Annotated in this window: 23 protein-coding genes; 5 read left to right on the top strand and 18 right to left on the bottom strand. The window is 41.4% G+C overall.

Annotated features, from left to right (window positions below; genetic code table 11):
- Positions 1 to 14 precede the first annotated feature (14 nt).
- From IGI44_RS02790 to IGI44_RS02770, 5 genes are all read right to left on the bottom strand, one after another.
- Positions 15 to 512 carry an adenylate kinase gene (locus IGI44_RS02790; protein ID WP_438786259.1) on the bottom strand — a complete coding sequence of 166 codons (498 nt, stop codon included), beginning with the start codon at positions 510 to 512 and terminating at the stop codon, positions 15 to 17.
- A gap of 55 nt (positions 513 to 567) precedes the next feature.
- Entirely contained in the window at positions 568 to 1,203 is a 636-nt protein-coding gene (gene hxlA / locus IGI44_RS02785; protein WP_438786258.1) for a 3-hexulose-6-phosphate synthase, read from the bottom strand.
- A gap of 12 nt (positions 1,204 to 1,215) precedes the next feature.
- On the bottom strand, positions 1,216 to 1,779 hold the full coding sequence (hxlB, locus tag IGI44_RS02780; RefSeq protein ID WP_438786257.1) for a 6-phospho-3-hexuloisomerase: 564 nt from the start codon (positions 1,777 to 1,779) through the stop codon (positions 1,216 to 1,218).
- 1 nt (position 1,780) lies between these two features.
- Positions 1,781 to 2,728 (bottom strand): class I mannose-6-phosphate isomerase, encoded by a 948-nt coding sequence (locus IGI44_RS02775; RefSeq protein WP_438786256.1) that lies wholly within the window; start codon positions 2,726 to 2,728, stop codon positions 1,781 to 1,783.
- Positions 2,729 to 2,834: 106 nt separating this feature from the next.
- Positions 2,835 to 3,428, bottom strand: coding sequence for an isochorismatase family protein (locus tag IGI44_RS02770; protein WP_438786255.1), 594 nt, complete (start codon positions 3,426 to 3,428; stop codon positions 2,835 to 2,837).
- Positions 3,429 to 3,603: 175 nt separating this feature from the next.
- Here IGI44_RS02770 and IGI44_RS02765 point away from each other — a divergent pair, with 175 nt between their 5' ends.
- The gene (locus IGI44_RS02765; protein ID WP_438786254.1) at positions 3,604 to 3,927 is read left to right on the top strand and encodes a hypothetical protein; all 324 of its coding nucleotides are present in this window, start codon (positions 3,604 to 3,606) and stop codon (positions 3,925 to 3,927) included.
- Positions 3,928 to 3,964: 37 nt separating this feature from the next.
- Here the strand turns inward: IGI44_RS02765 and IGI44_RS02760 are convergent, their stop codons facing one another.
- On the bottom strand, positions 3,965 to 4,840 hold the full coding sequence (locus tag IGI44_RS02760) for an ROK family protein (RefSeq protein WP_438786252.1): 876 nt from the start codon (positions 4,838 to 4,840) through the stop codon (positions 3,965 to 3,967).
- Positions 4,841 to 4,972: 132 nt separating this feature from the next.
- The gene (locus IGI44_RS02755) at positions 4,973 to 6,391 is read right to left on the bottom strand and encodes a glycoside hydrolase family 1 protein (protein WP_438786250.1); all 1,419 of its coding nucleotides are present in this window, start codon (positions 6,389 to 6,391) and stop codon (positions 4,973 to 4,975) included.
- 230 nt (positions 6,392 to 6,621) lie between these two features.
- On the opposite strand from IGI44_RS02755, the gene IGI44_RS02750 reads away from it, so the two are divergent.
- Positions 6,622 to 7,335: a GntR family transcriptional regulator gene (locus tag IGI44_RS02750; protein WP_438786249.1), complete on the top strand. Its 714-nt coding sequence runs from the start codon at positions 6,622 to 6,624 to the stop codon at positions 7,333 to 7,335.
- Positions 7,336 to 7,490: 155 nt separating this feature from the next.
- A complete protein-coding gene (locus IGI44_RS02745; protein WP_438786248.1) occupies positions 7,491 to 8,837 on the top strand; it encodes a PTS sugar transporter subunit IIC in 1,347 nt (448 codons plus the stop codon).
- A 90-nt stretch (positions 8,838 to 8,927) separates the two neighbouring features.
- Here IGI44_RS02745 and IGI44_RS02740 read toward each other — a convergent pair whose 3' ends face one another.
- The 10 genes from IGI44_RS02740 to kduI all read right to left on the bottom strand — a co-directional run bounded on the left by IGI44_RS02740 (position 8,928) and on the right by kduI (position 17,449).
- Positions 8,928 to 9,167 (bottom strand): L-rhamnose mutarotase, encoded by a 240-nt coding sequence (locus IGI44_RS02740; protein WP_438786247.1) that lies wholly within the window; start codon positions 9,165 to 9,167, stop codon positions 8,928 to 8,930.
- A 13-nt stretch (positions 9,168 to 9,180) separates the two neighbouring features.
- Positions 9,181 to 10,179, bottom strand: a complete 999-nt coding sequence (locus IGI44_RS02735; protein ID WP_438786246.1) for a sugar kinase — start codon at positions 10,177 to 10,179, stop codon at positions 9,181 to 9,183.
- Positions 10,172 to 10,825: a bifunctional 2-keto-4-hydroxyglutarate aldolase/2-keto-3-deoxy-6-phosphogluconate aldolase gene (locus IGI44_RS02730; RefSeq protein WP_438786245.1), complete on the bottom strand. Its 654-nt coding sequence runs from the start codon at positions 10,823 to 10,825 to the stop codon at positions 10,172 to 10,174. Before IGI44_RS02730 ends, IGI44_RS02735 begins: the two co-directional genes overlap by 8 nt.
- A 2-nt stretch (positions 10,826 to 10,827) precedes the next feature.
- Positions 10,828 to 11,673 carry a sugar phosphate isomerase/epimerase family protein gene (locus tag IGI44_RS02725; RefSeq protein WP_438786244.1) on the bottom strand — a complete coding sequence of 282 codons (846 nt, stop codon included), beginning with the start codon at positions 11,671 to 11,673 and terminating at the stop codon, positions 10,828 to 10,830.
- A gap of 3 nt (positions 11,674 to 11,676) precedes the next feature.
- Positions 11,677 to 12,972 carry a TRAP transporter large permease gene (locus tag IGI44_RS02720; protein WP_438786243.1) on the bottom strand — a complete coding sequence of 432 codons (1,296 nt, stop codon included), beginning with the start codon at positions 12,970 to 12,972 and terminating at the stop codon, positions 11,677 to 11,679.
- Between the two features lie 2 nt (positions 12,973 to 12,974).
- Positions 12,975 to 13,460 (bottom strand): TRAP transporter small permease, encoded by a 486-nt coding sequence (locus IGI44_RS02715; protein ID WP_438786242.1) that lies wholly within the window; start codon positions 13,458 to 13,460, stop codon positions 12,975 to 12,977.
- 10 nt (positions 13,461 to 13,470) lie between these two features.
- On the bottom strand, positions 13,471 to 14,487 hold the full coding sequence (locus IGI44_RS02710; RefSeq protein ID WP_438786241.1) for a TRAP transporter substrate-binding protein: 1,017 nt from the start codon (positions 14,485 to 14,487) through the stop codon (positions 13,471 to 13,473).
- A gap of 18 nt (positions 14,488 to 14,505) precedes the next feature.
- Complete coding sequence (gene bglB, locus IGI44_RS02705; protein WP_438786240.1) at positions 14,506 to 15,615, bottom strand: beta-galactosidase BglB; 1,110 nt, start codon at positions 15,613 to 15,615, stop codon at positions 14,506 to 14,508.
- 163 nt (positions 15,616 to 15,778) lie between these two features.
- Positions 15,779 to 16,582, bottom strand: a complete 804-nt coding sequence (locus IGI44_RS02700) for a gluconate 5-dehydrogenase (RefSeq protein WP_438786239.1) — start codon at positions 16,580 to 16,582, stop codon at positions 15,779 to 15,781.
- 24 nt (positions 16,583 to 16,606) lie between these two features.
- Entirely contained in the window at positions 16,607 to 17,449 is an 843-nt protein-coding gene (kduI, locus tag IGI44_RS02695; protein ID WP_438786238.1) for a 5-dehydro-4-deoxy-D-glucuronate isomerase, read from the bottom strand.
- Positions 17,450 to 17,742: 293 nt separating this feature from the next.
- Between kduI and IGI44_RS02690 the strand changes: the two genes are divergently transcribed.
- Together IGI44_RS02690 and IGI44_RS02685 are read left to right on the top strand one after the other, a co-directional pair.
- A complete protein-coding gene (locus tag IGI44_RS02690) occupies positions 17,743 to 18,633 on the top strand; it encodes an AraC family transcriptional regulator (protein ID WP_438786237.1) in 891 nt (296 codons plus the stop codon).
- A 212-nt stretch (positions 18,634 to 18,845) separates the two neighbouring features.
- Positions 18,846 to 19,418, top strand: coding sequence for a hypothetical protein (locus tag IGI44_RS02685; RefSeq protein ID WP_438786236.1), 573 nt, complete (start codon positions 18,846 to 18,848; stop codon positions 19,416 to 19,418).
- A gap of 45 nt (positions 19,419 to 19,463) precedes the next feature.
- Here IGI44_RS02685 and IGI44_RS02680 read toward each other — a convergent pair whose 3' ends face one another.
- Positions 19,464 to 20,687, bottom strand: a complete 1,224-nt coding sequence (locus IGI44_RS02680) for a glycosyltransferase (protein ID WP_438786235.1) — start codon at positions 20,685 to 20,687, stop codon at positions 19,464 to 19,466.
- Positions 20,688 to 20,699: the final 12 nt, after the last annotated feature.

Here is a 20,699-nt window from a genome sequence, read left to right as displayed (position 1 = left end):
CAACAAAAACTTTCCTAGCCAATAAGTGTTTGATGCAAATATTTCTCGGACTCCGCTCTTGTTTTAAAAACAATTATTTCTTTGGTCTCTTGGTATTGATCAAGCAACGCCTTGATTTGCGGTAATTGATCCTTTTCAAAATCAATGATCCACTGCTTGAACTCTGGATCGAATGCCGTTTCTTGCCACGGTAGATCTTCGCGAGCTTGTCCAATACGTGACTCAACACCTGAAAGGCAAACCTCTAAAGGATAATCTAATAAGAAAACTGTATCACAGGCAGTTAATCGCCACTCCAATGTTCGCAGGTAATTTCCATCAATAATCCATTGCTCGTTTTCCAGGATTGACCGTAATTTCTGATCAAATTCTGTATCGGCTATAGTTGTTTGATCAGGCTTATGCCATAACATATCCAAATAGTATAATGGCAGTCCGGTCGATTCTCTGAGACTTCGCGCAAAGGTACTTTTCCCCGCACCTGGGCTTCCAATAATAATGACCTTTTTCATAACTGCTCCTTCATATGTTTGATTCACTTCATTATACAAGAAAATCAATCCAAAACTAAGGATGTTCGTTCATGGCCGCCTTGATATCTTTTACACCTTTTATTGGATCATCCGCCTTCAATATCCCACTGCCGACGATCACAATATCCGGATCTAGCGCTACATAATCTTCAATAGTCTCAGCATTGATTCCCCCGGCAACTGCTACTTGAACGTCTTTTGTATATTGCTTCAGTTCCTTCAAATCCTCCAGCGGTGTTCGACCTGCCTGCTGCTGATCCGCGCCCGTATGGACCGCGATAATATCCACTCCTATTGCTTCAATAATCGGCACTCGTTCAGCAAAATTCTTCACACAAATCAAATCCACCATGACTTGACGCGCTTGCTTTTGAGCCTGCTCAACACAGCCCTTGATTGTTAAATTATCGGTGATGCCTAAAACAGTCACATAATCCGCCCCAGCATCGTAAGCCAACTGTGCTTCATAAGCACCAGCATCCATGATTTTAGCATCACACAGCACCTCAAGCTGCGGATAGGTCGCTTTGATCTGGCGAACAGCCTCGCGGCCAGCATCAATTAGAAAGGGTGTTCCTACTTCAACAATATCAATATAGGGATGGATTTTCTTCAGAGCTTCCAATGCTTCAGGAAGAGTTAATTCGTCGATTGCTAGTTGTAACTTCATTTATTTGCCCCCCTATTCTAAATTCGCATGCTTTTCAAATGCTCGATCAGTTGGCACCTTTTGTTCTAGTGCTAGTTCAACGATCATAGAATCTGCCAATAGCAAAACCGCTTCTTCAAACATACTTCCACCCGGCAGAATCCCTTTTTGATTCTCGTCACTTTCCGGCAGTTTGTCAGTGTAAGCAGGAATTCGAATAATTCCCGTAGATAAATTGGCTAATGTTGATTCTGGAAAAATAGTCAGACTGATGATCTTACCACCGATTTTGTTGGCTTTACTTGCGGTATTGACTAAAGAAGTGGTCTCGCCTGAAGCACTGGCAAGAATCAAGAGATCCTCTGATAAAAAGGCTGGCGTAGTCACTTCCCCAACGATGTATACTTCATAGCCCAAATGCATCAAACGCATTGCCAACCCCTTCAGCATTAAGAGTGAGCGGCCCGCACCTGAAACAAAGATTCTTTTGGCCTGTTTGATTTCGTTAACTAATTGATTTATCTGCTGTTGATCAATTTTTTTCAACGTCTCCTCCAGCTCCATTGCCGCCCTGTAGGCGACTTCTTTCGTCTCCATCTTACGCCCCCTTATTTTGATAGCTGGCAACAAACATATCCATTACTCCAGCAAATTCCAAGTGCTCGATCCCCGCGGGAACTAAGACTGTTTCCCCTTTCGAAATTGGGACCCCATTCACCCTACCTGCACCAGCTACTACGGTGATAAAAGCAAAACGAGTAAGCTGATAGGTTCCTTGTTCTTTTGTTTTAATCCGACTCAAGCTATATAAACCCGGTTCATCCCAATAATCAGTGATTTCACAGCCGTTCTGTTGATAGGGCTCGATCCAAACAAATCCTTCTGAAGTATCCGGAACTAAAACATTCTCCAATACTTTATCGATGTGTAACTCTCTTTCTTCTCCGGTATTTGGGTCCACTCGCCCGTAATCATACAAACGATAGGTCAAATCCGCATTACGAGAAATGTTATAGGTCAAGACATCGCGATTGATGGCGTGCAATGTGCCTGCGGGAATATCAATAAAATGATCCTTCTTAGCAGGCAAGTATTTCAACAACTTGCCCCAATCGCCGGCATGTGACCATTTCGCAAACTCTTCTTTGGTTTTTGCATGGTGACCAAACTCGATCTTGCCATCCGCGGGTGTATCTAGGATTACCCATGCTTCTGGTTTTCCTCGTGAATTGTCGTGCTTCAAGGCATAAGCGTCATCTGGATGGAGCTGGACGGATAAATCAGCCAGCGGGTCTAACAAATTCACGCGAATCGGCAGCTCTTCTGTTTCGCACTCAAACCAATCTGGATAGTGCGTGTACAGCTGAGAAAGTGTCAGATCAGTACCAGCGACTGGACAGTCCGCCGCTCCCGGCAAGGCAACCACATTGTAGACTTCCCCAATTGGATAAATATCGGTCTGATAATTGAAGGTTTCCAGCATCCGCTTGCCGCCCCAAATGCGTGCTTCGAAGAATGGCGCTATTTTGACTAGATGTTTTTCCATTACAAGCCCTCCTTTGTTCGCGCTTACATTTAAAATTATACAGACTTGTCATTCTTTAGCAACAGCCCCCTAAAAATCTGATCTTTTAGGGAGCCATCTTCTAGTTTTATTTTTTCGCCGATTCGATTTCTTTCAACATTTCCGCCGTCTGGATTGTTTGCCCTAGTTTCGGAAACATCTTATCAAAGAAAATGTGATGCAGCTCTTCCTCACGATCTCCGCAGGCATCCTCGACTACGATCACATCATAACCGTATTGATAAGCATCTAAAGCAGTCGCGTATACACCATTAGCAGTGGCTACTCCGGTTAAAATGATCGTATCAATTCCTCGTCGCCGCAATTGCAAATCCAAATCCGTGCCGAAAAAAGCGCCTGGATTGTGTTTTTTTACTTTAAGAACATTCTTAGCCTCCTCATCCTCAGCGATAGGCATGACGAATTCTGTAAAATCAGCTGGAACATTCCCATACGCTTTGCCGCTGTCTTCTTTATTTAAAAATCGCATCGTTGTTGGATCAACATTAACTAACGTAATTAAGCCTGCTGTATTTTCTATACTTTCGGCTAATTGATTATTTTTTTCAATGATCTCGTTTGCTGAATAGGGCTTCAGTGCGCCAGTGCCCATGATGCCTTTTTGCAAATCAATGACGACCAATGCTGTTTTCGCTAAATCTAATTTCCTCAAATAAACCACTCACTTTCAACGTTTCAAACAGGTTTAGAAAATTCCCATTCGTAATTTACGCCAACTTTCACTGTAAATCCAGTCAAAAGGCACAATTTAAGAAGTAAAGCGTTTCATTTAATATTTGAGATTGCCTCATTTAGTAGGTACAATAAAAGAAAATAATCGATCTGAGGAAAATCCTATGAAGAAAGCACTGCTTGTTGTCCATCGCTATCAATTTGCACAAGATAAAGAATGGGGCTTTATTGCAAAAGACTATGCTACGGCAGATATGATCAAGAACATTTCAACTCTTTATCCCGATTATGAGTGGCGGCCAGCAACCTTGGCCCAAGCGAGACAGCTCTTACGAGAGGTGGAAATTGATCTGTTGCTGTTAGTTCCGGTAATAAAGAATCATCTAGCAGAATTGGATGCGTATCCCCATGTTGAAGTCGATTACCTGAGAGCCGATGAGTACGGCAATATCAGCAAAGCGCCGTTTCCTTTTATGCGAACAGACTAATAAAAACCACCTTCCCATTGGAAAGTGGTTTTTATTTTTACTCCTGTTCGGTAATAAATTGATAAACAGCACCGATCAAATTCGCCTGACTCAAGAATTTGCAAGGCATGATAGACAACTTCAATTCCTTCGCGCCTTTTTCCAACAACAGCTCCTGTACACGCTCCTCCAGATTTACCAATAGATCTGCTCGTGTCGAGATTCCGCCGCCGATCAGTACCCGATCGGGATCTAGTGAGATCAATACATTATAGATTCCAATACTGAGAGCGTTATAAAATTGCTCAATTTGTTCTTTCGCCATTTCATCCCCCGCCTCAGCCAAATCAAAAACTTCTTTGCTGGTATACTCACGGTCGTCTGCTTTGAGCTTGGAATAGCGTTTCGCCATCGCCACCGGGCTGCCTAGATCGCTCAATGTTTCCAGCGTATCATGGTTCATGATCTGATAGCCAAACTCGCCGCCAAATAGATTCGCCCCCGTCCGCAATTTTCCATCAATGATGACACCGCCGCCGATCCCGGTACCGATGATTATTAGCGCAACTGAGCCTAGCCCTTGCGCATTTCCCTGCCAGACCTCTGCTAACGCGGCACAGTTTGCATCATTTTGAAATGACACAGGCACACCTAAAAAGTCAGCCAATTCTTGTTTAATCGGAAATCGATGCAAATAAGGAACGGCACTTACCCCGTAAATTACCCCTGCTTCAGCATCCACCGCGCCTGGGGCACTGATCGCCACACCATCGGTAATCTGATGCTCGTCTACCAATGTTTTTAAATACGCTTTCATTTCCTCCCAAGTTTTTGGAGTATCAACACTTGGTAGTTCGACTAGTCCATCGGATTGCCATAATCCACTTTTTATTGCTGTTCCGCCAATATCAACGGCTAAGATTTTTTGACTCATTCCTTGCTCCTCCTCGTTGTCACGTGCTAATTCAGATTTTAAAGAAGAAGAACCATCGATACAACGTTCTCCACACGAAAAAAACAAATTCCAACAAAAAAACCAACCCTTTCAGATTGGTTTTCTCGTTTATTAAACTAAACGATCCACATCGTACTCAAAACCATTTTGATCGCTTAATTGTTTATAAAATTCTCCGCTTTTCTTGATTGTCCGTTTTTGTGTTGGTAAATCAAGTGAGACTAAACCATAACGATTTTTGTAGGCATTGATCCATGACCAGCAATCGATAAAGGTCCACAGATGGTACCCTTTGATATTGCAGCCGTCATTGATCGCCTTCCATAAATAAGCTAGATGATCTTGAATGTATTCGATGCGATAGTCGTCGATCACCTGGCCTGTTTCATCCATAAAACGCTCTTCATTGGCGACACCCATGCCATTTTCAGAGATAAAGGCTTCAATATTGCCATAGTTTTCTTTGATATCCATGCATAGATCGTGAATGCCTTTTTCGTAAATTTCCCAGCCGCGGTATTCGTTCATCCGGCGGCCTGGCATCACATGATTCTCAAAGAACCAATCCGGTAAAAACGGTCCTTCTGGATTGATAGCTGTTAGTCGTGCCTTCACTCGTTTTGGCTCATAATAATTCAAGCCCAAGATTTGAGCGGTATTCTCCTTGATGCACGTCATGTCCTCTTCAGTATAATCAACCGGCAACTGATCGTATTCTCGCAGCAACTCGACTAATTTTTCAGGGTACACACCTTTAACCATTGGGTCTAGAAAGCTGCGGACATAAAATAGATCCGCAATTTCTGCCGCCTTCACATCCGCCGGGTTTTGACTACGTGGAAATGTCGGACTCAAGTTTAAAATGACGCCGATTTTACTCTCAAGATTACGCTTTTTATGTGCTGCGATTGCCTTTGCATGAGCTAAGACTGTAAAGTGGGCTGCTTGTGCACCACGCTTGAAGTCAATAATATTTGGATAATGGAAATCTTCTAAATAGGAACCTAAGATCGGACCCAACGGCTCATTAAAGGTGAACCAATGATAAACTAAATCCCCAAATTCTTGAAAACAAGTATCAGCAAAATTCACGTATGCCTCTACCACTTCCCGCGATTCCCAGCCGCCTTTATCCTGCAGCGCTGCCGGCATATCAAAATGATACAAATTCGCAAATACCTTGATACCATTATTATTCATCTCGGTAAATAGGTCACGATAAAATTCAATTGCTTTAGGATTGACCTCACCGACACCATCCGCTGGAAACATCCGTGCCCAAGAGATTGAGACGCGGAAAGAGTTGTGTCCTGTTTGTTTCATTAATTGGACATCTTCTTTGTAGCGATGAATATGGTCGGTGGTCATTTCTGAACTGACTCCTTGATAGAAGCGATAGGGTTGCTCCTTATACCAGCGTTCCCAAACGGTTTCTGCTTTTCCTGTTTCCCCTCGCCCTTCTGATTGCTCTGCTGACCAAGCCGATCCCCACCAGAAATCCGTTGGAAAGGTTAATTGCTGTTTATTCATTCGTGTCCTCCTCATTCATATTACGGATACCAAGTAGAACGGCATCCTAAAATGATCTTTCTTGTTTGCCACTCCATCATAACATCGCTTCCAAATAAATGGAATAGTTTTTAAAACAAAAGAATATACTTTTAAATTTTATTTATTCTTTTGTTAGCAAAAGCATTGCTTAAACCTTTGAAAAGTATATAATTATTTATATCTTTAATTGCTTATTTAAGGAGGAGACGATGAGAAAGAATGCAAAATATATGGAGGTCTATTTAGACGTTAAAAGAAAGGTCGAGGACGGAACATACGCGATTGGAGAAAAGCTGCCAGCCGGTACTGAATTGGCTAAACAGTATAATACTAGTAAACTAACGGTCAAAAAAGGGTTGGACATGTTAGTTTCAGAAGGCGTTCTACATAGTCGAAGCGGCTTTGGTACGGAGGTTTTGCGTAAACCAATCGACAATTCAAAGGTCTTTGGACCTAACGAGGGTCTGATGAGTGTGGTGGGTGAAGAGCATGTAGATTCAGAAATCCATACCTTTTCGATTGAGCTCCCCTCTAAAAAAGTGGCTGAAATGCTGCAGCTAAATGAGAAGGAATATATTTATAATATCATCCGCAGCCGTTTTGTTGATCAGCAGCCGTATTCCTTAGAACAAACGTTTATGCCGCTTTCGATTATTCCAGGATTAGAACCAAAACACTTGAAACGATCCGTTTATTCCTATATTCGTGATGAACTACATCTAGAAATTAATGCTTCTCACGTCTGGATGAAGGGGGTGCTTGCAACAGAATTTGATGCCAAAATCTTAGGGATTGAGGTTGGCGACTTTATGATCGAGGTCGAAAAGAGTGTTTCTTTAGCAAATGGAACCCCTTTTGAATATTCAATTACGCGTCACTTGTATCAAGACTTTATTTTTGAAGCTGTTTTTGTAGAGAATTGATTCCTTGAGCTGAGTAAATCGGCTCTTTTTTTATCCGCCTAAAGACAAAGATATATATTTTTTAAAAAAGGTATTTACTTTATCTCAAATTCGTTTTATTATGTAATCAAGGTAAGTGCTTACAAAAACTTTATAATGAAAAAGGAGAATCTATCGTGGAGAAAACAAATAAAAAGGAACAGCTCTTTGAACGCTTCGGTATCATCGCGACGAAGCTAGGAAATCAAATCCACATGCGGACATTACGTGATGCCTTCGCTACCTTCATGCCCTTCATGATGCTTGCTGGTTTCGTCACCTTGATCAACTACGTCATCTTAGAACCAACCGGCTTTATGGGGAAAATCATTGCGCCTGCAACCTTAATGAAGATTCAAGAGATCGGCATGTCCATTGCTAACGGTACGTTAAGTATCACGACCTTATTAGTCGTCGCTGCAGTTTCCTATCATATGTGTGTCAGCAGAAATTATACAAATCATATTGCAGCTGTTTTAGTATCGATCTCAACGTTTATCGTCTTAACACCGATGAAAACCATGTTCACGCCGGAAAATGCGAAAAAAGCAATCGAAGTCACTGGTGTAATTCCCGGCTCACATACGGGTGCTTCTGGCATGTTCGTCGGCATCTTTGTTGGTCTGTTAGCTACTGAGCTCTTCATTAAACTGTCCACGAATGAGAAATTACAGATTAAGCTATCTGGGAATATCCCGCCTGCTGTACTGAAGTCATTCAATGTATTGATTCCGATTATGATCACGGTCACAGTGTTTGCGATCCTTTCCTTCGGTGTGAATCAATTGTTCAACATGGACGTCAACGGCTTAATTACTAAGGCAATCACAGGTCCACTAAGTCATGTAACGACTGGCTTGCCTGGGTTTGTGCTGATTACCTCCATTGCGAACTTGTTCTTTGGTTTTGGGATTCATCAGGCGGTAATCTCCGGCTCCTTACTTGATCCCTTCTTATTGCAAAATATGCAGGAAAACATGGCTGCTTACGCCAATCATGAACAAATTCCGCATATTATCAATATGGCCTTCAAGGATACCTTTGCCGTGATGGGCGGATCTGGCAATACGATCGCCCTATTGATCGCTATTTTCGTATTCAGTCGTCGGAAGGATTATAAAGACTTTGCTAAATTGTCTGTTACACCGGCCTTATTTAATATTAGTGAACCGATCATCTTCGGACTACCGATCGTATTTAATCTGAGCTTGATTATTCCATTCGTTTTGGCACCAATCTTCTCACTGGTTACCGCTTATTTTGCAACAGCTGCAGGACTGATCAATCATGTGGTTGTTCAGATTCCTTGGACGACCCCACCAGTCATCTCAGGATTTTTGGCAACCGGCGGCGATTGGCGTGCTGCGGTTCTGCAAATTATCATTATCGCAGTAAGTGTGTTCATCTATCTGCCATTCTTGCGGATCGACGAACATGTAACAGCGAAGATGGCTCAAACAGAAGCAGAAAAGGCATTAAATTAAAAAAGTCGACTCCAATTGAAAGAACGTCTTTCAATTGGAGTCGACTTTTCATTTATATTGGAATCAGAAACGAAGGTTGTCGCTTTTGATTTATAACTCAAAAACCTGTTCCAAATCGTGGCTGATTGGTGAATCATCGGTGTTGGTCTCCATTAAATCTTTCATGTATGTCCACCATTTTCGATTGATCGCTGTAGTCGGAACAAGTGCCCACTTTTCTTCATCTTCAATTTCAAGATAGCCGAAAAGAGTATTGCTCTTTGAATCTAAGAAAATGGAATAGCTTATTGCTCCAGGATACAGTGTCATTCTAAATGCCTTTTTTGTCAAGGAAACCTCCCTTTTATCGACTGATTGCTCCAGATTTATTCATTAGAAAAGCGGTGACTTCTTTGTCTGTAAACTGATTACTGTCCCCACAGACTGTGTGCTTTAAAGCCGCCGCTGCTGTCGCAAATTCAATTAGTTCTTGCGGACTCATTCCAGTCAATATCCCGTGCAATACTCCGGCGGAAAAAGCGTCTCCGCCACCGACACGGTCTACGATGGGGTCTAGCTTGTACGTACTTGACTCATAATATCCCGCTTGCCAAAAAGTACCTGTCAATTCATGTGAAGAAGCGGAATGAACTAGACGTTTCGTTGAATACAGCCCTTCGATTGATGGGTATTTTTCTTTTATAGCTTGATAATAATATACGAGCTCATCTTCAGATTCAGAACACGGTTCGATTCCTAACAAATGAATCGCGTCTAGTTTTCCAGCGGAACAATAATCAACGTGAGGCAATAATTTAGTTAAAGCAGTCCCAGCATCTTCTTGGCTCCACAAATTCCCTCGATAGTTGACATCAAAGCTTACCTTACAGCCTTGTTGATGAGCCATCTCCATCAGCTCAACCAATAAATCACACCATTGAGGAGTTAATGCGGCAGTGATGCCCGACAAATGCAAAATTTCTGCATCTGATAAAAGTTCTGAAGACCATTCATTTTTACTTATTTGTGCAAAGCTAGATCCTGCACGATCATATATCACTTTTGCAGCTCGACTGCCAATCCCAGTTTCCAGATAATATGTTCCTAAACGTGGACCGCCGACTAAAACCGCTGAGGTATCCACTCCTTGTCTTCTTAACTGCTGGATAACCGTAGTCCCCAACAAATTGTCAGGGACCTTTGTCGCATGAACCACGGAATGTCCGAACTGAGCTAAAGAAGCCGCTACGTTTGCTTCGCCTCCTCCGTAATGAGAAAGAAATGACTGCGCTGTTGAAATACGCTGCCCAATCTCAGTAGAAAGGCGCAGCATGATCTCTCCCAGTGTAACAACTTTACTCATTTACCGTCTCCTTAAACTGTTGATACTCTTTCATGTATTCCTCCGCATTTTTTGTTACCTGTTGATAGTCACCCTTTTCTGCAGGTGCTAACAGCTTGCCCCCGGCACCGACCGCAATCGCGCCTGCACGTAACCATTCAGCTAAATTTTCACTGCTTACACCGCCAGTTGGCATGATGTTAAGCTGCGGCAAAGGTGCTTTAAAGGCTGAAAGAATAGCTGGTCCAAATGCTGAACCAGGGAATAGTTTTACAATATCTACACCTGCTTTTAGCGCTGTTTTCATTTCTGTAATCGTCATACAGCCTGGCAGATAAGGGATCTGATATAAGTTACACAATTCAGCTGTTGCTTGATCAAAGGTAGGGCTCACAATGAATTCGGCACCTGCTAAAATCGCTAAGCGTGCAGTAATGACATCTAAAACCGTCCCTGCTCCGATCACGATCTTTGTATCAGTTCTTTTTGCAATCAGCTCTTCGATAACCTCATCTGCTTTTGGTAGGGTAAAGGTAATTTCAAGCCCCTTCATTCCTCCAGCAATTAGTGCCTCACATGCTTTTTTTCCTTGCTCCTTTGATGTTCCCCTAACAACCGCAATAACTCCGGCTGACTCGATTTTTTTTACTAGTTCTACACGCTGCACTACTATCGCTCCTTTATTAATACCTGTTCAATTAATTGAACCGCTTCTCGAATCGCTTGATCCTTCGTCTCTTCTAATACAACAAACAACCCTGGTTTTTTCTTAGCGATTAAACGACAGATTGCTGGGTAATCAATCTCCCCAGAACCTAGATTTACTGGAATAAGCTTGTCCTTTTGAATTTGATAATCCTTCAAATGAACCGCAACGATTTTTTCACCAAATCGTTCAAAGGCTTGTTCAACCAAAGTAACTTGATTTTGATAGGTTTCGCTGGTGATCAAATTCGTTGGATCTAAGATGATGCCTAAATAATCCGAATCGATCTGTTGGATTAATTGTTCTACCCGATCTAACGAGTACAGAGGATGATTCAAGCCCGGTTCAATTCCGATCAGCATCTGTTGTTCCTCTCCAACCTTGACCAAGCGCTTAATCACTTGAACCATCTCTTCAAAGGCTTCATCGGTAAAATTTTTCTCTGTATAGCAAATCTCCGGCAGCACATTTCCCGTTTCAGTCGCCACCATCGTCGCGCCAAAATAGCGTGCATGGCGGACGTAACTTTCAAATTTCGTTAACGCCGCTTCCCGTAATGTTTTATCAGGATGGATCATATTGATATAGCAGCTTAAAATTCCTACTTGAATATTTCTTTTCCGCAAAATCCCCTTAACGCTTTGTCCTAACCCAGGATTTAAGTTTTCAGCATCACTAGGCCAATCCGGAAAAGAAAGGCCTAGTGCCAATTGCAATGTTTGAATATTCTGTACTTGTGTTTTTTCAGCGAGTGCTTCCACGGTGGTTACGTTAGATAGATCATGTCCACGAATAGCTAAATTTAACATTTTCTACCCCACGATATTCGGCAGCCACATGACAAGCGCTGGACAATAGGTTATCAATAATAAAATCACTAAGATAGCGACATAAAATGGGATTAACGGTTTCAGCATTTGTTCAGCCTTGACGCCTCCCACACTGGCACCTACGTATAATCCAGTTCCTACAGGTGGCGTGATTGACCCTACACATAAATTCATGATCGAAAACAGCCCGAAATGAACTGGATCCACTCCAACACTTGTCACCACCGGTAAAAAGATCGGTGTAAAGATCAAAATTGCTGGACCTACATCCATAAACATTCCAACAAGCAATAAGACAATGTTGACCAACAATAGTACGATGATCTTGTTGGTTGTTAATCCTAAGATCGCTCCGCTGATGGCTTGGGGAATCCCAGTAAAGGCCATCGCAAACGACATCATTGATGAAGTGGCTAGCAAGAACGAGATCGTCCCTGTTGTTTTAACCGCTTCTACCAGCATTTGAGGAATATCTTTGACAGTGATCGTTTTGTAGTAAAACATCGCGATCAACAAGGAATATGCTACTGCGATCGCTGAGGCTTCGACTGCTGTAAACAGACCAAAAAGAATCCCACCGATAATAATTACGATCAACATTACGCTAGGAATCGCTTCTTTTAAAACTTTTCCCACCGTCCCCTTTTCAGATCCTTTGATTGTTTTGTAGTTGTTACGTTTCGCATGGACAAAGGCAACGACCATAATCCCAATACACCACAATGCCCCAACAAGATAACCACCCATGAAAAGAGCTGATATAGACGCTCCACCAGCAACTAATGAATACATGATAAAGGCCGTACTAGGCGGTATCACCATTCCAGTAGGGGCCGAGGCAATATTTACTGCCGTAGCAAATTTTCGATCATAGCCAGCTTTTACCTGTTGAGGCACCAGCACTCCGCCTATCGCTGTGGAAGCAGCAATCGCAGAACTAGACATTGAGCCAAAAAGCGCATTTCCTAAAACATTGGTATGTGCTAAACCACCAGGGATTCGTCCAACAAACAGCATCGCAAAGTTCACTAATTTTTCCGCTATTCCGCCATTATTCATTATGATTCCTGACAGTACAAAGAAAGGAATGGCAATCAGTGAAAAGCTATTTAAACTAGAGACCATTTTTTGCGCAGAGGTAAAGACCGCATTTTCAAAAGGAATCACTAACAACAAGGTGCAAATTGAAGAAACAGCAATACTAATTGCAATCGGCATTCCAACGATTAACAAAATTGCAAAAATGACAAAAAGAATCAGACCAGCTTCTAAAGCCATAACTACTCCGCCTCACTTTCAACTGTTTGAGGTGTTCTATCGAATAAGTTCATCAAACTATACACCAGCATAATCGCTCCTGATACTGGAACTGCTAAGTAAACATACCCCATAGGAATCGATAACGAAGGAGAAATTTGTCCCATCGTTACTAAGGATGCCTGCCAACCGCCATAAATCATGATGACTGCGGCAAACAATAGAAAGAGAACCTGAACGATGATCTCCAAAAACCGTCTCCCCTTTTCATTCAAATTATCGCTTAGCAAGGTGACACATAAATGACCCTTTTTTCCCACGACATAAGCTGACGCTAGCATCGCAACCCAAACCAAACCGAAGCGAACCAATTCCTCCGTAACTGTATTGGGATCGTTCAAGACCTTTCGAGCAAACACTTGATACAGGACAAGCAAAACCATTGCCGCTAAGATTGTAGAGCATATAATCTCCATGATTTTGTCCAGCACATTTCTAAACGCTTTCATTTAACTTCTCCTACCCTTCTGCTAATGCTCGAATTTCTTGATATAGTTCACGATAGTATTCATTGTTCTTAAATTCATCGTGTAATGGTTGAACGAGCTTTTGGAACGGCGCGCTGTCGACATCGTTATATTGAACACCATAATCCTTGGTCGCAATCTTCTTTTCTTCCTCGATCGCTTTTTTGAAGACTTTCTTTTCAAATTCAGTCGATTCTTTTGCGGCTTCTTCTACCGCTTTGTATTGTTCTGCGCTTAGACGTTCTTTGACCGAATCATTCATTATCACCACATCTGGCACACGGGTATGTTCATCATAGGAGTAATATTTCGCTACTCCGCCATGACCAGCCGTAAATAAAACGAACTCATTATTTTCCGCACCATTGATTAAGTTTGATTGCAACGAGGTGTACACTTCATTGCTTCCCATCGGAACCGCTGATCCACCAAGCAGTTCAACCATTTTGATCGCAGTCTCACTTTGCATAACCCGAATCTTTTTCCCTTTTAAATCCGCTGGACTGTTGATTGGTCCTTCGGTCATATAAAAGCTTCGTTGCCCAGAATCATAATAAGTTAAACCTACAAAGCCTAGGTCATTGGTTGACTGATAGATTTCATTCATGATTTTTTCGTTTTCCATCACTTTGAAGAAATGCTCTTCATCATCGAATAGGTACGGAATGCCAAAGATCGAGTAATCCTTCGAAAAACTTTCTAACGCAGAACCACTTACTTTAGTAAAATCAATTGCTCCCGTTTGGGTCAGCTCGATCAATTCAGTTTCTCCACCTAATTGCGCATCTGGATAATATTCGATTTCGACTGCTCCATTTGTCTTTTCCTTTACTAGTCGACCGAACTCCTTCATTGAATCAACGACGGGTTGACTGTTGGAAGCATAGGCATAGCGGAGTGTTATCGCCTGTTCGTCAGCTGCCGCAACTTTCGTATTGCTGCAGCCGCTTAATAAAGATGTCGTTGTAACTAGTGCTGCTGCTGTTAAAATCAATGATCTAATTTTCATCGTTTTGCTCCTTTTTCTTTAGCAGTAAGAAACTAACAACTCAGTCAGACATAAGACCGTTAAGGATTGTCCGTATGGCATCGCTGTGATCCCAATATTTTTATAGAAATCTAAACTGTCTCCCATTCCTGTCCCGACTGATACATTTTGCACCGTGCCATTTTCATCAATTTGCGCTAATAGTCCTTCGATCGCCTGATACGCAACTTTCTCATATTTCTTCGGTAAATAATTTTTATGCACTGCCTTCAAGATGCCATAAGCAAATCCAGCTGCTGCCGAAGATTCTTCATAAGAAGTTGGGTCATCGATCAGAGTATGCCATAACCCGCTTTCGGCTTGATATTCTGCTAACGTTCTAACTTGGGCCTCTAAGGTTTCAAGCAAGAACTTCCGTAAAGCATCTTCTTTTGGCAATTCCAAAATTTCGATAATTTCTGGAATTGCAATAGTTAACCAACAATTACCACGTGCCCAAAAAGCCTCTGCATAATTGTGGTTCCCCTCGAATGTCCAGCCGTGATACCATAGGCCAGTCTTCTTATCCATCAAATATTTTATGTGAATCAAAAATTGATAACGAGCTTCTTCTAAATATTCTGGACGATTAAACAATTTTCCGATTTTCGCTAATGGTAAAACCGTCATCATCAACGTATCATCCCACAGCTGATTCTTGTTTTCAGGCCCATAAGTCGCATGCTGCAGTCCATTTTCCTTTGTTCGCGGCATGTCGTGCATCACCCATTCAGCCCATTGCTCTAAATAAGGGATATAGCGTGTGTCTTGTGTATCCTCATACAAATAAGCCATCGTCAATAGAGGTGCCATCGTATTAACGTTTTTTGGCGGTGCGCCTTCCTCCATGCGAGCCTCAAACCAATCAGTAACGACTTTCAAAGCGGCTGGATTTTTAGTTATCCGATAATTTTTGTAAATACCGTATAAGCCCACTCCCTGTGGCCAATTCCAGATGGTCCAGCTTTTATCATCGACCTTCAATCCATCAAAATCTAGGATGAATTCTCCACTGCTGTCTTTAATTGTTGTCAGATTATCAATTAATAGATCAATCTTTTCTTTGACTGTATCCTTGGGTATGAATAGTTCTTCTAAAATAATTGCCATTTCTCTCTCCTCAATAAATCGCTTTCATTTCCTTAATGTGAATAGAATAACAAGTAAAAAGATCACAATAAATGTCGTAAATTGATCAAAAACTCGCAAAAGTTGCTGATCGTAAATAGCAGAGGATAAGAATCATTTGTTCTTATCCTCATGAAACGTAACTTTAAGGCTGCTTACCAATATAAGCCAAAATTCCGCCATCAACATAGAGAATATGCCCATTCACAAAATCAGAGGCATTTGAAGCCAAGAACACCGTTGGTCCTGCTAAGTCGCTTGGTTCACCCCAACGAGCTGCTGGTGTTTTCGATACAATAAATTGATCAAATGGATGGCGTGAACCGTCCGCTTGTTTTTCTCTTAAAGGCGCTGTTTGCGGTGTGGCAATATATCCAGGCCCAATCCCATTACACTGGATGTTTGCTTCCCCGAATTCTGAACAAATATTTTTAGTAAGCATTTTTAGTCCGCCCTTAGCAGCAGCATATCCAGCCACTGTTTCTCGACCTAACTCACTCATCATAGAACAGATATTGATGATTTTCCCATGTCCTTTTTTGATCATTGACGGTAAAACGGCTTTAGATACGATAAATGGTGCGTTCAAATCAACATCGACTACTTGACGGAAATCCTCAGCTGACATTTCTAACATCGGAATGCGTTTAATGATTCCAGCATTGTTAACTAAAATATCAATCACACCGACTTCTTCTTCGATTTTTTTGACCATCACATTTACCGCTGTTTCATCAGTAACATCACAGACATAGCCATAGGCTTTGATGCCTTCTTTTTTATAGTTTTCCAAACCTTGATCGACAGAAGTCTGATCCAAATTGTTAAAAACGATTGTTGCTCCAGCTGCTGCTAATGATTTAGCAATCTCAAAGCCAATCCCATAGACCGCACCTGTAACCAATGCAATTTTCCCGTCTAATCGAAACATTTCCATATTAAAATCCATTGTTCGCCTGCTCCTTTTACTTGTTTATTTTAATTGATCCATTTCTACCATATCCATATCCGTATAGGTAATATTTTCGCCGCACATTGCCCAAATAAAGGAATAATTACTGGTCCCGACACCTGAGTGAATCGACCAGCTAGGCGAGATCACCGCTTGTTCATTATCCACCACTAAATGTTTCGTCTCATCTGGTTTACCCATCATGTGAAAGACTCGCGTGTCCTCAGTTGCATAGTCAAAGTACACATAAGCCTCCATTCGACGTTCATGCGTATGACACGGCATGGTATTCCAAGCACTCCCAGGTTCTAAAATGGTATAACCCATCTGCAACTGACAGCTCTCACAAACATTTGGATGAATATATTGATAAATCTTGCGTTCGTTTAACGTTTCGCCTTCACCTGTCTCCATCGGTTTGATTTGATCAATACTAATTTTGACATTAGGATATTTTTTATGTGCTGGAACACAACTGATATAAAATTTCGCCGGATTTGACGGATCTTCTGAAGAGAAGACTACATGCTTTGTTTCCTTCCCAATATAATACCCATCTTGCTTTTTCATCGTATCCTTTTGCCCATCAATTTCAATCGCCCCTGGACCGCCAATATTGATAATTCCTAATTCTCTTCGTTCGAGAAAATAACCGACGCCTAGCTCTTGAGCGAGTTTGATTTCCAACGTTTTATCCGTTGGTGTAACTCCACCAAAAATCATTCGATCATTGTGGCTATACGTCAGGCTGATCTCTCCGGGGATAAAAACCTTTTCTACTAAGAACTCCTTTCGCAATTCTTCTGTTGAATAATGACGAATATCCGATGGACTATGAGTATAACGAGTTTCCATCTGTTGCATGCTAAAACACTCCTTCTTCCTTAAAAAGATCAACTAATCGTATGAAATGATTCGTTGTAACTGCTTACAAAAGATAGTTTAGCAAGGAATCCTATTTTTAAATATGGCATTTTTTGATTTAAAACTGTCAAAAATTGCAGAATTTTAAAAAATTGAACCACTCGACTCTTTACTGATGTTTAATGGAATTAACGAAAGATAACGAAAGGAATTTTATTTATTTCTCTACCTGCCTTCACAAAAGTACAGTATAATAAGCAACGATTGTTCAAAAATTCACTAGGAGTGATGACATGACCCACCATAATAAGAAAAAGTATTATGTGAATACCATGCTTTCTGATCAATATGAGATCTATCATGTAAAGGACAATGTAAATAACGAAAAGACTGTATATCATTACCATGATTTTTACGAAGTACACGCTACCTTGGAAGGTGTTGCAACTTTTTATTTGGACAATCGGCAATTTGATATCGTCCCAGGAACAGTCCTGCTGATTCATTATAATGATCTTCACCGTATTATGAAACAAAGTACTGATTATTTTGAACGTGTTTATATTTTTCTAACAGAAAAGTTTTTACGTGATCGTTCAACAGAATGGACCAATCTCGAAGCCTGCTTCCACCCTGTAGGAGAGCAACGAAGCAAGGTTTTACAGTTAAAACCGGAGAAATTGCATGAACTGCTCCGTTTTGTCGATGAAAAGCCTACTCAGGAGAGTTATGGTTCAGATATCCTTTATGAACAACAGCTGGTTAATTATATGCTGCATTTGAATCAATTGGTCGAAGAAGATACCCAAGAAAACCAAGCCCTGCCAACCATTCAAAATGAACGAATTGTCGAGATGATTCATTTCATCACAGAAAATCTCTCCCATCCGTTGACTCTGGAGGAAATGGAACAAAATTTTTATGTAAGCAAATACTATATCACGCGAGAGTTTAAAAAACACACAGGCTTCACCTTCCATCAATTTGTCCTAAAAAAGAAATTACTTTATGCCAAACAACTCTTAAAGCAGTATAAAAGTTCTTCTGATGTTTACAGTAAGTGCGGATTCAACTCCTATGCCCATTTTTTGAAAGCGTTTAAAAAAGAGTTTGGGATCACGCCAAAAGAATTCTTAAAGCATGCAAATGAAAACCCTCCAATCAAATTTATTGAACCTCATTGAAATAGAGCAAAAAATAGAAATTTTACCGTCAAGTTAAGACAAAGTTGATTCTAATATTTAGTTATAGTCGTAGAGAAAAATGAGTCGTAGGTCTGATATTAAATCAGCTGAATGGTTGCTATACTTTAGAAAAGAACGGCTCTTAAGTCTTGAAATTCAATCGGGATCATGGATTTATATGGGAGATGCGATCTAGATAGGGAGGGTAACAAATGAACAATTTGGCTAAAAAGGGAACGGGTGTTAGAAAATTTTTCTGGATTTTATTCATTTTAGCATTCGCGGTAACTGGTGTGACAAACTTCGCAATTGATCAACAATTTACTTGGTTTCGAATTGTTGGAAGCGCCTTAATTCTTGGTGGTTCTTTATTGGATGCTTTGCTTTTCAGTAAAAATTATCGGGTGATCCACTCGGTATCTGTATTCACCGTATTAATTATTCCATTCTTCATGGTTGTTGAACGAACAGTGAATAACTACTTCTTAGATACTCCAATCCACTGGCTGTGGCCGATCGGGATTCCAATTGCACTGATTTGGATCGCTTATTTATGGATCAATATCGGCATTCGTAAAATCTTGCATTGGAACATGGGTTCCTGTTTAGGTGCTGCTTCTTTACTGGCAATCCCAACCGTGATTGCCACAAATACGATCGCTAATCAAACAAGTGTCTACAACATTATCGAAATGAGCTTCATCACCATCGTGGTGTTGTTAAGCTTAGGAGCTGTTGGATTAATTGCGGGACTCTTCATGGGGAAATATAAAAAAAGACATTAACATAAAACCAGCTAGAGCTTCGTCATTGAAGATCTAGCTGGTTTTTTATTTTAGATAATAACGCTTGATCATTTCTGGCGCAGCTTTCGCTCCATCCACTTCCGCCATCACCCGTTGCATTTCTTCTGCCTTTTTCCGAAAATCAATTGATTGCAGTTTCTTAATACTGCGGGAGAAGCTTTTTGCTGTCAGTTTATTTGGCGGTAACGCGAGGGCATTGCCGAAAGTTTGGCAATAGGCGACATTGACTTCCTGTTCGTACTGCAGACCAATCCCGATAAATGGTTTACCCGATGAACAGGCAGTTTGCACCGTGCCTTCCCCACCATGGATCACAGAAAAATCTACTAACTTGGAAACCTCCAAAGCCGGAAGCCAATCAAACACATGGATATTTCCGGCAACAAAGTTCTCTGGCAAATAATGCTTAATCGGCGCAATCACTTCAAAATCGGTGGTAACAAAATAAGCCAACAGCTTTTCGATCAATGACCGATTCCCAGAACTCCCCATAGCAAAATAGACGACGGTTTTCTTTTTCTGACGTGCCTCGTCAATTACCCGCAGCACTTCTGCCGGAAGCTCACAAGGCAGATGGGCAAAAATCGGACCAACCGAGTGGTAATTACTGGGAAATACCAACTCTTTGGTGAATTCAGGAAGTGTGGTAATCAAATTCAAGTCACCGTCCAGCATATCTAATGTGTATTTTGGTAATTCTAGTTGATAGTTGGCCGCAACTTGCTTGAAGGCACGCGGTTTCCAAGTTAGTCGTTTTGAGACTTTTAGAAAAAGGGACCACAGTATTTTTTTCGGAAGATACTCTTTCTCCAACTGACTAGGAATGATGGCCGCTTGATTAAGGTGCGGACGCGACATCGCCACTGGTTTAACGTAGACTAGAGGAATCTTACGGATGCGAGCGGATAAAAAAATCGTCACATTACTGCCGGTCACAATCACTCGAGGAGCCACCTTTTCGATCAGCTCTAACTCACTGGCGACACGTTCAGCGACTAACTCCGTCGTGAATGGATTCTTCATGCTTTTTCCTTGATCAAATTTGATAATCGCGGCTTCCTGCTGCGGTGTCAGTTCAGGGCTCAATAAAGAAACCGCAAAATCGGCTTCTTTGATCAGTTCCAGATAGGTTTCGGAAAAACCGCAAAAGACACAATGATACTGCTTACGCATCACCTTTGCAATCTCGATCATCCGCGTAGTTTCCGCTAGATTAAAGGTTGCTGGTGCAAAAAGAATCGTCTCCATCCTGTCCTCCGA

Origin of the sequence: Enterococcus sp. DIV0756 (assembly GCF_051710745.1) — a bacterium.
Taxonomy (GTDB): Bacteria; Bacillota; Bacilli; order Lactobacillales; family Enterococcaceae; genus Enterococcus_A.
This window is presented reverse-complemented; position numbering and strand designations above follow the sequence as displayed.

Coding starts and splice junctions, on each gene's coding strand:
- IGI44_RS02790 (WP_438786259.1), bottom strand. CDS start 512: ATGAAAAAGGTCATTATTATTGGAAGCCCAGGTGCGGGGAAAAGTACC.
- hxlA (WP_438786258.1), bottom strand. CDS start 1,203: ATGAAGTTACAACTAGCAATCGACGAATTAACTCTTCCTGAAGCATTG.
- hxlB (WP_438786257.1), bottom strand. CDS start 1,779: ATGGAGACGAAAGAAGTCGCCTACAGGGCGGCAATGGAGCTGGAGGAG.
- IGI44_RS02775 (WP_438786256.1), bottom strand. CDS start 2,728: ATGGAAAAACATCTAGTCAAAATAGCGCCATTCTTCGAAGCACGCATT.
- IGI44_RS02765 (WP_438786254.1), top strand. CDS start 3,604: ATGAAGAAAGCACTGCTTGTTGTCCATCGCTATCAATTTGCACAAGAT.
- IGI44_RS02760 (WP_438786252.1), bottom strand. CDS start 4,840: ATGAGTCAAAAAATCTTAGCCGTTGATATTGGCGGAACAGCAATAAAA.
- IGI44_RS02755 (WP_438786250.1), bottom strand. CDS start 6,391: ATGAATAAACAGCAATTAACCTTTCCAACGGATTTCTGGTGGGGATCG.
- IGI44_RS02750 (WP_438786249.1), top strand. CDS start 6,622: ATGAGAAAGAATGCAAAATATATGGAGGTCTATTTAGACGTTAAAAGA.
- IGI44_RS02735 (WP_438786246.1), bottom strand. CDS start 10,179: ATGAGTAAAGTTGTTACACTGGGAGAGATCATGCTGCGCCTTTCTACT.
- IGI44_RS02725 (WP_438786244.1), bottom strand. CDS start 11,673: ATGTTAAATTTAGCTATTCGTGGACATGATCTATCTAACGTAACCACC.
- IGI44_RS02720 (WP_438786243.1), bottom strand. CDS start 12,972: ATGGCTTTAGAAGCTGGTCTGATTCTTTTTGTCATTTTTGCAATTTTG.
- IGI44_RS02715 (WP_438786242.1), bottom strand. CDS start 13,460: ATGAAAGCGTTTAGAAATGTGCTGGACAAAATCATGGAGATTATATGC.
- IGI44_RS02710 (WP_438786241.1), bottom strand. CDS start 14,487: ATGAAAATTAGATCATTGATTTTAACAGCAGCAGCACTAGTTACAACG.
- bglB (WP_438786240.1), bottom strand. CDS start 15,615: ATGGCAATTATTTTAGAAGAACTATTCATACCCAAGGATACAGTCAAA.
- IGI44_RS02700 (WP_438786239.1), bottom strand. CDS start 16,582: ATGGATTTTAATATGGAAATGTTTCGATTAGACGGGAAAATTGCATTG.
- kduI (WP_438786238.1), bottom strand. CDS start 17,449: ATGCAACAGATGGAAACTCGTTATACTCATAGTCCATCGGATATTCGT.
- IGI44_RS02690 (WP_438786237.1), top strand. CDS start 17,743: ATGACCCACCATAATAAGAAAAAGTATTATGTGAATACCATGCTTTCT.
- IGI44_RS02685 (WP_438786236.1), top strand. CDS start 18,846: ATGAACAATTTGGCTAAAAAGGGAACGGGTGTTAGAAAATTTTTCTGG.
- IGI44_RS02680 (WP_438786235.1), bottom strand. CDS start 20,687: ATGGAGACGATTCTTTTTGCACCAGCAACCTTTAATCTAGCGGAAACT.